At 37.8% G+C, this 10,512-nt stretch carries 11 protein-coding genes and 1 pseudogene; 9 read left to right on the forward strand and 3 right to left on the reverse strand.

What is annotated here, in order from left to right; all coding sequences use genetic code 11:
- The first annotated feature begins 34 nt into the window (after positions 1–34).
- The 9 genes and pseudogenes from Ga0451573_RS18075 (at position 35) to Ga0451573_RS18110 (ending at position 7,651) form a co-directional block, all read left to right on the forward strand.
- Positions 35–451, forward strand: coding sequence for a very short patch repair endonuclease (locus Ga0451573_RS18075; RefSeq protein WP_231685566.1), 417 nt, complete (start codon positions 35–37; stop codon positions 449–451).
- Between the two features lie 270 nt (positions 452–721).
- Entirely contained in the window at positions 722–2,032 is a 1,311-nt protein-coding gene (locus Ga0451573_RS18080) for a site-specific DNA-methyltransferase (RefSeq protein WP_231685567.1), read from the forward strand.
- A 5-nt stretch (positions 2,033–2,037) separates the two neighbouring features.
- Positions 2,038–3,228 carry a DUF262 domain-containing protein gene (locus Ga0451573_RS18085; RefSeq protein WP_231685568.1) on the forward strand — a complete coding sequence of 397 codons (1,191 nt, stop codon included), beginning with the start codon at positions 2,038–2,040 and terminating at the stop codon, positions 3,226–3,228.
- Positions 3,229–3,230: 2 nt separating this feature from the next.
- On the forward strand, positions 3,231–3,953 hold the full coding sequence (locus tag Ga0451573_RS18090; protein ID WP_231685569.1) for an MAE_28990/MAE_18760 family HEPN-like nuclease: 723 nt from the start codon (positions 3,231–3,233) through the stop codon (positions 3,951–3,953).
- Positions 3,954–4,093: 140 nt separating this feature from the next.
- Positions 4,094–5,131, forward strand: a complete 1,038-nt coding sequence (locus tag Ga0451573_RS18095) for a recombinase family protein (protein WP_337833084.1) — start codon at positions 4,094–4,096, stop codon at positions 5,129–5,131.
- A 128-nt stretch (positions 5,132–5,259) separates the two neighbouring features.
- Positions 5,260–5,304, forward strand: a pseudogene (locus Ga0451573_RS20340) (SEC-C metal-binding domain-containing protein); the annotation flags it as partial.
- Positions 5,305–5,317: 13 nt separating this feature from the next.
- Positions 5,318–5,866 (forward strand): shikimate kinase, encoded by a 549-nt coding sequence (locus Ga0451573_RS18100; protein WP_231685571.1) that lies wholly within the window; start codon positions 5,318–5,320, stop codon positions 5,864–5,866.
- Between the two features lie 175 nt (positions 5,867–6,041).
- Positions 6,042–7,013, forward strand: a complete 972-nt coding sequence (locus tag Ga0451573_RS18105; RefSeq protein WP_435052301.1) for a virulence RhuM family protein — start codon at positions 6,042–6,044, stop codon at positions 7,011–7,013.
- Positions 7,014–7,327: 314 nt separating this feature from the next.
- On the forward strand, positions 7,328–7,651 hold the full coding sequence (locus tag Ga0451573_RS18110; protein WP_231685572.1) for a hypothetical protein: 324 nt from the start codon (positions 7,328–7,330) through the stop codon (positions 7,649–7,651).
- A gap of 244 nt (positions 7,652–7,895) precedes the next feature.
- Here Ga0451573_RS18110 and Ga0451573_RS18115 read toward each other — a convergent pair whose 3' ends face one another.
- Genes Ga0451573_RS18115 through Ga0451573_RS18125 form a run of 3 tightly spaced genes read right to left on the reverse strand, consistent with a single transcriptional unit; the run spans position 7,896 to position 10,330 of the window.
- Entirely contained in the window at positions 7,896–8,240 is a 345-nt protein-coding gene (locus tag Ga0451573_RS18115; protein ID WP_231685573.1) for a DUF6618 family protein, read from the reverse strand.
- Between the two features lie 10 nt (positions 8,241–8,250).
- Positions 8,251–9,054 (reverse strand): ExeA family protein, encoded by an 804-nt coding sequence (locus Ga0451573_RS18120; protein ID WP_231685574.1) that lies wholly within the window; start codon positions 9,052–9,054, stop codon positions 8,251–8,253.
- Positions 9,047–10,330, reverse strand: coding sequence for a DDE-type integrase/transposase/recombinase (locus Ga0451573_RS18125; RefSeq protein WP_231685575.1), 1,284 nt, complete (start codon positions 10,328–10,330; stop codon positions 9,047–9,049). Before Ga0451573_RS18125 ends, Ga0451573_RS18120 begins: the two co-directional genes overlap by 8 nt.
- Between the last annotated feature and the right edge of the window lie 182 nt (positions 10,331–10,512).

Below are 10,512 nucleotides of genomic sequence, written 5' to 3' on the forward strand. Positions count from 1 at the left end.
ATGATCCGAGAGGAACCATTTCGGAGGCAGTCATATGGCGGATACACATTCTAAAGAAACCAGAAGCTACAATATGTCACACATCAGAAGCCGGAACACACAACCGGAGACAATGGTGCGAAAGTTCCTGTTTTCTAAAGGACTGAGGTTCAGAAAAAATGACAAAAGATACCCTGGTCATCCTGATATTCTGCTTTCGAAGTACAGAGCAGCTGTGTTCATAAACGGCTGTTTCTGGCACTGCCACGAGGGATGCTCTGATTTTGTTCTTCCAAAGTCCAATCAGGACTACTGGGAGCCAAAGCTTAGGAAAAATCGCAAACGTGATGAAGAAAACTATGCTGCCCTTAGAAAAGATGGATGGAATGTGTATATCGTCTGGGAATGTGAACTGAAAAAGGCTGCCGGGGATGAGCGACTTGAGCAACTGTATCTGCAGATAACTAAATGATTTGAAAAGGCCTGCCGCGAGATTGGTTATCGAGCCGAGTCTTTCCTGTGTTATGTGAAGTGGTAATAGTTCTGCTGCTTTTGTTTCATATATTTCTTACTCCAAACGATGACTACTCTCATTTACAGATTGGGCGTACTGGGTTGATTAAAAAAAGAGATATGAATGGAATAGAATTAGCAACAGTAATTGGCTATTCTAAAATATGCTAATAGAAAAGACATCTTCTGGACAACAGAGATATAAAAATTAAAAAAATGAAAGGCTAAAATGCTATTAGATATGGAAATTTCACCTAAATTAAATAATGACAATCCTGTGTACCCGCAGAATAGTTGGTATTTTTATTATGCGGGATATGCCGATGGATTTATCAAACATGCAATTGAGAAATACGGAAATACTTTTAAAAGTCCTGTTATCGTTGACCCCTGGAATGGATCAGGAACAACCACATTAGTGGCGAGCATGATGCATTTAACATGTTATGGGTTTGATATAAATCCAGCTATGATTCTCATAGCTAAAGCAAAACTATATAATGCTAAAATGTTGGATATAGAAGAAATGAAGATTCAGTTATCATTAATTATACCAACGCAACTATCAAATGAAGAATATTCAGAAGATCCTTTGAATAACTGGTTTACGTTAGAGTCTTTATCAATAATTCGGAATATTGAGGAAGTGATACAGAACATTACTGGCTTTAAGCAAAATGATAGGAAACTTATACGTATTAAAGGGCTATGTAATATTGAGACATTAAGTTATGAAATGTCTTTTTATTATTTGGCATTGTTTACCACTATTAAACAATTTACAAAAGTTTTTGTTGGTTCAAATCCAACTTGGATTAAATCTAAAAATATTGAGAAGTTAAATATTGATTCATCAGAGCTAGTTAAGCTCTATTTAAGTAATATTGAAAGTATGAAAACTGACTGCTCAGAAGGCGTTGATCTCCAAAAGATATATTTGTCTATTGGGGACTCGAAAAGCATCCCACTAAAAAATGAAACCGCAGATATGGTTATCACTTCTCCTCCGTATTGCACCAGAATTGATTATGCTGTGTATACAAAAATTGAATTATCATTACTAGGATATAATAGCTCCGATATCCAGAATTTGCGTAGGGAGATGATTGGGACACCTACGATTAGAAAAGGAATAGATTACTCAAAACCCCCTCAACATATTCAGTTTTTGGAAGTATCAAATAGTTGTTTAAATACGATGGAACAAATTTTAACACACCAAAGTAAGGCAGCAAAGAGTTACTATTATAAAACATTCATTCAATACTTTATTGGAATGTATGAATCGGTGAAAGAGATATATAGGATACTCAATAAAAACGGAATTGCAATTATAGTAGTCCAAGACTCGTGGTTTAAAGATGTTTATGTAGATGTACCCGGAATTGTCATAGAATTTGCTCAGTCTTGCGGCTTTTCAATAATAGAAAAAAACGACTATGAAGTAAGAAATAATATGAATTATATAAATACAAAAAGTAGGGGATATAAAAAGTCAAAAAGATCCGTTGAATCGGTAATTACTTTTAGGAAAGGATAGTGCAAATGGAGAATAATTTAACTGCGATTATTGATGAGAGAATAAAAGAATTAAAAATCACCTCACTTGATATTTCATTTAATGAGTTAGCTGATATGTACAAAAATGATGAGTTGATAATAACTCCAAACTATCAAAGAACATTTAGGTGGGACATTTCAAGGCAGTCAAGATTTGTTGAATCGTTACTATTAGAAATGCCTATTCCACCAATTTATGCAATAGAGATTGAAGACGGACGCTACGAATTAATTGATGGTTTGCAAAGAATATCGTCATACTTAAACTATAGAGGTTTACTAAAGGAACTTCCAGTTGAACCTAAAATGGCTTCTGATGTGTTGATTGAAGATGTTGATGAAAATGATGAAGTCTTAGAGGATGAAGAAGATACTGCTGCAGATGTTGAAAGGGGATTTGCTTTAAGCGGGTGTGATATAATTCCAGAATTAAATGGAAAGCGTTTCGATGATTTACCGGCAAGCATGAAAATAAAAGCTAAAAGATCTTTTGTTCGAATGGATGTTTTACGCAAGGGAATAAATCCTCAGTTAAAATACCATATGTTCAAGCGGTTAAATACTGGAGGTGAAAAATTATCTTATCAAGAACTTCGGAATTGCTCAATTAGATTGATAGATAACAAATTCATTGATTTCATTAATGATTTAGCAAGCAATGCAGATTTTTTGCAAACATTAGCATATGTAAGTAAAAATCAAAAAAAGAAAAAGTTTGCAGAAGAACTTGTATTGCGTTTTTTTGCACTGAAGAATAAGTTTTCATCGTTTTCTCACAATGTAGATTCATTCTTAACAGAATACATGGAGGAAATATCCATGGGCGATACTTTACATGAACCTAAATTCAACTATTTTAAGGAAAAAGAGGTCTTTGAAAATACCTTTAGAATATTAAATAATTCTCTCGGAAAAGAAGCTTTTGCAGTATATAAAAATAATTCTCAGAAGCTTTCTGGATTCAATGTTTATCAATATGAAGCAATTACAACAGGTATGCAATCAATATATGAGGAACTTGTAAATGGTAGCTACCCTATTAGCAAATTTACTGAAAAAATCAAAGAAGCTAAAATGGATAAAACTTTTAAATTATACACTGTAGGTGGAGGAAAAAATTCTTCGGGTGTTTTGATGAATCGATATCAATTCATTGTTAACAAATTAGGTGAATGAATATGACGTTTTCTGAACTATGTGAAAATATACTGGAAGAGCTTGAAATTGAATATAGTAATCGAATAAGTGAACTCGTAGAATACGAAAACTTTATGGCCACATACTCTCAAAATGAAGTGTTTAATGAAAATTACAGAAAGATGTTAACTATTATGTTATATTCGTATTTTGAGGGTTTTTGCAAACAGTCTTTGTTAATCTATGTGGACTACTTAAATAGAACTAATGAATTAGTGTCTAGAATAAAACATGGATTAGCAGCTGCAACAATTGAGAAGAGCTTTGTAAATCTTGCTAATTCAAATCATAAGCCTGTTGATTTAGGAGAAAGAGCGCTGAAAGAAGATGGGATTTTGCAATTATATGGACGTAGGAGGGAATTCTTTTCTGAGTATGTTGATATTGTAGGGAAGACATTATGTATACCGGACGGAGTGGTTGATACAGAATCTAACTTAAAGTCTAGTGTTCTAAAGAAATTGCTTTATAAATTGGAGATTGATTTTTCTATTGTTGATGATTTCCAAACAGACATTAATGAAGTTGTTAACAAAAGAAATGCATTGGCACATGGTGACCGGACTCGTGGAGTCACATTGAATGAGTACATAAAATATAGAGAAAATGTAATTAATTTGATGGGACTATTGAAATCTACAATTTATGAAAATTTCTACTATAAGAAATATTTAAAAGAGCATGATTCAGGAACAGCTGTGTGATTGTTTAATGTCCTCCCCAGGCGACTGTTTCAGAAACATACCCTGCTGCCAAGGCCCTATCAGGTTCCAGCGGCATCTTTTTTGTATCCTCAAGGCACGTTGAAGCCATAATCCTGCTGCGCCGAAGCGGCAGAGGCGGGCTGAATAAAATGCTAAGGAAAGCGGCTAAAGGCAAAATCGCTTACATCCTTACCAAGTCAATTAGCAGAGTTTCAAGAGATACACTGGAAGTTTTGAAGATTATAAGATTTTTAAGACAGCGAGGGATCAATATGCATTTTGAAAATGAGAACCTGGATTCGATCAATGAAGATAAGGAATTTGAGATTACACTGAGGGGAATGCTGGCACAAGACGAAAGCCGAAATACCAGCGAGAATATTCAGTGGGGATTTCAACGCAAGTTTGAAAAGGGCGATATTTTTACGAAGTATAAGAATTTTATGGGATATGACTGTGTTGACGGCGAAATTGTTATTGTTCCGAAGCAGGCAGAGGTCGTCAGAAAAATGTTTGACTTGTATTTGCAGGGGCTGTCATTGGGACAAATAAAATCTTTTCTGGAATCCCAGGGGATTAAAACTGCAACTGGCAAGGGAATTTGGGATACAAAAACGATTCAGAATATGCTCAGGAATGAGAAATATAAGGGCGATACGATGTTTCAAAAGACTTTGACCAAGGATTTTATGACAGGTAAGAAAAGCAAGAATATAGGACAACGGAACAAATATTATGTTAAGAATAGCCATCCGGCTATTGTTTCTGCTGAAGTATTTGATAAGGTACAGGAGGAAATAGCTAAGCGTGCAAGGCTCGTCAGTAACGAGGATGGCACAGTAGAAACCAGCGGAAGTAAATATAACGGAAAATACATATTGGGTAATTTGCTCGTTTGCGGCGATTGCGGCACTTCTTACCGAAGGAGGCCAGAAAGAGGCAAGGTCGTCTGGAGATGTGCGATACGAATTGAAAAAGGCAAAGATGCTTGTTCACATTCCCCTACTCTGGATGAAGAATGGATACTGGATACTCTGAAGAAGGCTGTATGCACAAACGGAGTTTATAATGAAGCTATTATCAGAAATAAAGTTGACAAAATTCAGGTTTTTGATGCCTTTATTATGATTTTCCGAACAGATGGGTTTCAGGACAAAAGGTTATTCCAGAATGGTTGAACTTATGATATGCTAATAATTGTAAGTAAGAGTAGAGGGTAAAGCCTCTGCATAGATTGACTAGGGTAAATCCCAATGCTGAAGAAACAAGCTGAAAGGCTTGTTTTATGCTATGACTGTCTCTTTGACCTTGCAGCAGTGGAATGAAATATAAAAAATGCTGCGGAAAGTGATGGGGTTATAATAATGGTTATTATGCTTTTTGGTATAACGAATGTAGGAAAGACTGTAACGGGTGAGAAGCTTGCCGAAAAATTGAATTATTCTTTTTTTGATGTGGATGAAGAAATAAAAAAGAGATTTCAGACGACCTTAGAAAAATTTATGCAAGATCACCCATTTTCATATGAACGAGGTCAAATAAAGGGTAAGATATTAAGGGATTTACTGAAAGAATATAGAGATAACATCGTTATTGCAGTAAGTCCAATTTATTATGCAAGGCATTTTAACTCACTTTTAGACTTGGAACAGGTAATTGCTATTGAATTACAGGATTCAGAAGAACACATTTTTGAGAGAATGGTTTTTTCTGATGAAAATGACAATATATATAAAGATGATGCATATAAGGAAGAACATAAAGATTATTATATTAAAGATATACATGAAGATATTGTATATGCAAGAAGGATTTTTAAAAAAATAGAGAATAAGTATTTCATAAATAATCGTTCTGTAGATCAAGTTGTTGATGAATTGATGGCCATAATTCATAATATATCTATTGAATAAATATGCTCAAAAATGGAATAATCATGCAGATTAAAGCGTCGAATTCAACCGTATACAAATTGTAAGCAGTTGAAAACGAAGGTGGCGGACAACAATATATTCAAGGTGGTGGAAGTAAATTAAAAAGAAAAACGAAATCACCATTCGTTCCAGTGCTGCGGAATACCTGACATATGTGGCAGCTACTGGCGATAATCCTCAAAGTTTTGAAATGCGCTATGAAGATGAAAACATCTGGCTTACGCAGAAGATGCTGGCAACGCTATATGACGTAGAAACGAACACGATTAATTATCATATTAAAAAAATTTTTTCAGATTCTGAGCTTGAGGAGAATTCAGTTATTCGAAATTTTCGAATAACTGCGGCTGATGGCAAGCAATATAACACAATACATTATAATCTGCAAATGATTATTGCTTTGGGTTTTAAAGTGAATAATGAACGTGCTGTCCAATTCCGAAAATGGGCAAATCAGATTGTAAAGGATTACACTATCAAAGGCTTTGCTATGGATGATGAACGCCTGAAAAATGGTGGGTCTATTCTGACAGAGCAATATTTCGAAGAGCAACTCCAGCGTATTCGTGAAATCCGTCTTAGTGAGCGGAAGTTTTATCAAAAAATTACCGATATTTATGCGACTGCCATTGATTACGATGTAAATGCAAGTGCCACAAAACGTTTTTTTGCCACTGTCCAAAACAAGCTTCATTGGGCAATTCATGGACAGACTGCTTCAGAAGTTATATATACCCGTGCCGACGCAGGAAAGGAACATATGGGGCTGACAACATGGAAAGATGCACCTCATGGAAAAATCCAGAAATTCGACGTATCGGTAGCTAAAAACTACCTGAGCGAATTTGAGATGGGACAGCTGCAGCGGCTGGTTTCTGCCTATTTAGACATTGCCGAGAGTATGGCACTTCGGCATATACCTATGACCATGCAGGATTGGGAAACACGACTAAACCGCTTCATACAGGCAGCCGACCATGATGTTTTACTGGATGCAGGGAAGGTAACGGCGGAAATTGCTAAAGCTCATGCTGAAAGCGAGTTTGAGAAATACCGCATTATCCAGGACAGACTGTTTCAATCTGATTTTGATAAATTAATTGAAGATACTAAGGGCGAAAAATAATTTAAAGGCGTCGAATTCGACGCCTTTAAATGCATAATGATATCAGATACTTTCCCTCCAAGGGAGTACCAGAGGGGTACGACATCCTTTTTGTACACTCAAGGCATGTTGAGACAGTAGTATTGATGTCAAGGGTGGAGAAGTGAGCGTGTCAAAAACCCAGTAAATAAGCCATTCGTGCGATTTTGACATCCAAAGCGTAAGCCAGAAAATCATCATTTTATCGGTTCGTGGAAACAATATATAGTTGAGGTAGGTCGCAATTGTAGAATCTATTGCACTTATAACCCAAATGAATGTAGAGGATGATATTTATGGAAATCTTTGGTTTAATAGCATTTGTATTAGTTCTAGGCAATTCTTCAAAGTTTAATAAACTTGAAAGGGAAATTAAGTTTTTAAAGGAAAATCGTAGGGGGAAGAGTGAAATGACAAAACTAATAAGTGATTTAAAAGGACAAAAATGTATAATTAGATGTGAGGAGTTACATCCATTTACAGGGAAAAAAGTAAGTATTGAATGCGAAATATGTGATGTTGATAATGAATGGGTTAAGGGAACTTTCGTAGATAAAAAGGGAATTTCCAAGACCAAAATAATACGTTTAGAAAACATTTATGATATTGAATTGCTATAAACTTTCATGCGCGGCTCTCCTATTTAACTGTGAAGTATATGCAGAAAATTGCGTACTATGGTGTACCTGTTGAACGGCAAACTGAAATCCGGTCAAACTGCAGATTGTTTTCTGCTGTTTTCAGCAGCATAGCGACACTTTGATTTCAGGATGGCGCGTTATTATCAGAAAAACAGCCCTTTGCCGTCAATAATCAAATTGGAAAAACTGAACCACAATGTTAAGAACACTGTGGCTCGTTTAATCATATATACCTGTTTTTGCTTAAAGTCCGCAGAGCCTCTGCAACCGTGGCTGCATCCACGGGATTCATAAGCCTTGCCAGGTGTTCATTGTTCCAGAAATAATCACTGTAACCGGCCAGGTCACATCCGATTCCAAAAGCGGGAATGCTGATGAAACCGCCGTTTAAATATTTTCCAATGATAAAGATAAAACCGCTGCGGCTTTCAATATGTATTTCATAGTGACTTCCATGATTTTGAATGTATTTTACATATCCGTCCCATTCCTCATACTTCCGACCGAATTTTTCACGACAGTGAAAGGCTACTGGATAAAGGGAGGCAGAAATTTTTGTATTTGTCATGAGGCACCTCCTAACCTAACGCAAGGCTGTTGCTGGCAGCAAGAATGATTTCTGAGTCAATGCACTGCTTTTTCAGCTGTGCCCCAAGCATAAGAGCATTGGTTATGATGGAATTAATAATACGGGGTACTCCCTGACAGTAGCCGGCAACAGCACGGGCAGCAGCTTCATCAATGATGGAGCGGGCACCGCCAGCGGCTTCAATGCGTGAATAAATATATTCTGCTGTTTCTTCAGCCGACAGTCCGCAGTAGTTGTAATGAACCACAATACGCTGTTTTAAAGCTTCATGTACGGGCTTTTCCAGAATACTATTCATATGTGGAAGACCAACCATAATAAGAGCGAAGCAGTCCACGGAGTCATAATCCTGGTTCATAAGTAGTTTAAAATCCCGGAGGATACCGGTACTGAGATACTGGCATTCATCGACAGCTACCAAGATGGTCTTATGTTTCTCTTTTATGAGATGACGCACCCTGTCCTGAATGGCTTTGAACATCTCCGTTTTTCGCCCGCACGGTTCCAGGCCGAGCTGCATACAGAGCTGACGGTAGAACTCTGTCACGCTGATAGTGGAAAGACAGGTGTAGCTCATCTGGCATAGGTTCGGGTTAAGGCTGTCGGCAAAACAACGCAGGGCGTAAGTCTTTCCCATGCCGGGTGGTGCAGTAAAAAGTCCAATTCCTCTGGTCTTTTTCAGAAAGGAAAGCCGATTCTGCATTTCAAGATGATCCTTTGAAAGGAAGGCATCTTTTACCGGTGCAGATTTGTCAAAGGGATTAAAAGTAAGGCCGTAAAAATGTTTATACACCTTCAATATCTCCCTTCACGGAATAGTCAATGGAAGGAGTGTTTTCCCTTTTTGTACGGGAATTCTCCACCTTGTTGGTTGGGCGAACGGGATAGCGCCGCCCTTCGTACAGGATATAGGCATTCTTCATGTCATCCGGAAGAAAGCGGATTTCCACCTTCATGCGGATGAACTGCATCGGTACATCATAGGAAACAGTATCAATGGAAACCGTAGAGTCGTTATTTACTCTTCTTATGATGCGGTTCATAAAGCATTCGTCAAGCCATTCCCGGCTTTTGGGAAAGCGGATGCGGTCAAGATACCTTGAATAGCGTTCCATCGGTGTTTCGCCGATATCACGGTTGAGCGAATTGTTGCGCATCCTGACATAATCGGCCAGCAAGCGGTTTAACTGCTCAAGGGATTTGACGCTTGACGGATTAAAACCGTTGAGCCAAGTGTCCTTTATGGTACGGAATGACCTCTCTACCTTCGCTTTGGCAGCACCGTCACGAACTGGGGCGTGGATTTCAATGATGCCGAGGGAGCCAAGGATAAGTTTAAGTTGCCCATTAGAATACGGCGCACCGTGGTCTGTATAAAGCTTTCTGCAAAGACCGTAGCGTGCAATGGATTCTTTTAAAACAAGCTGGAAATTGTAGGAATTGTCATTATAGAAAAACTGCGCCCCGACAATCATCCTTGAATGGTCATCAACTATGTGGAATAAATAGGTTTTCCGTTTGACGCCGTTTTCTGTGATATAAATGCTGTGGCAGGTATCCGCCTGGTACATGTCACATGGGAATTCCTCTTCAAAGGCCTTACGGTCTTTAATGTTCGGGTTCCTTGCAGATTTGAGGTCGTTCTTTTTAATGAATCGTTGTACAGCAGATAGGGATACTTCAGAATGCTTAATAAAGCCGTCGGCAATAAGTTTTGTATAAATGAGAGTTGCATTAATGCGCGGGAACTGCTGCTTCAGTCGGAATATCTCGGCTATGGCAGTATCCGGAAGGACACGGGAGACTCCTGCATCAGAGCGTGGCTTCGGCATAAGACCGTCCATCCCATCCCTTTTATAGCAGGCCTCCCATTTTTCAAAAGTGTTATAGTTTAAAAACACCTCCCTGCCATCCGGCATTTTCAGTGGTTTTTCTGCCACCTTTTTGTAGTAAGCCGTTTTGGTGGGTTCAGTAAACAGCCCCTGGATGACAGGAGCTATGACTGCGAAGCGCAGATGAGCGATTTTCACGGCTTCGTTATAAGATTTGTCGTTAAAAGTATCGTTCACGACATAAATCACCTCCTGCCGACATCATAACAGGGGCAGGAATGGAAATGAATTCCGCTGTTATGTGAATAATGGAAATGCAAAAATTCAGCGAGGTCATACCGGTATAAACGCTAGAATAAAAGTAAGCCAGAATTAAAGAAAACGCCAGGAAAAAAGTGAGCCACTTGTAATAAAAATCC

Origin of the sequence: Phosphitispora fastidiosa (assembly GCF_019008365.1) — a bacterium.
Classification (GTDB): Bacteria; Bacillota; Thermincolia; order Thermincolales; family UBA2595; genus Phosphitispora; species Phosphitispora fastidiosa.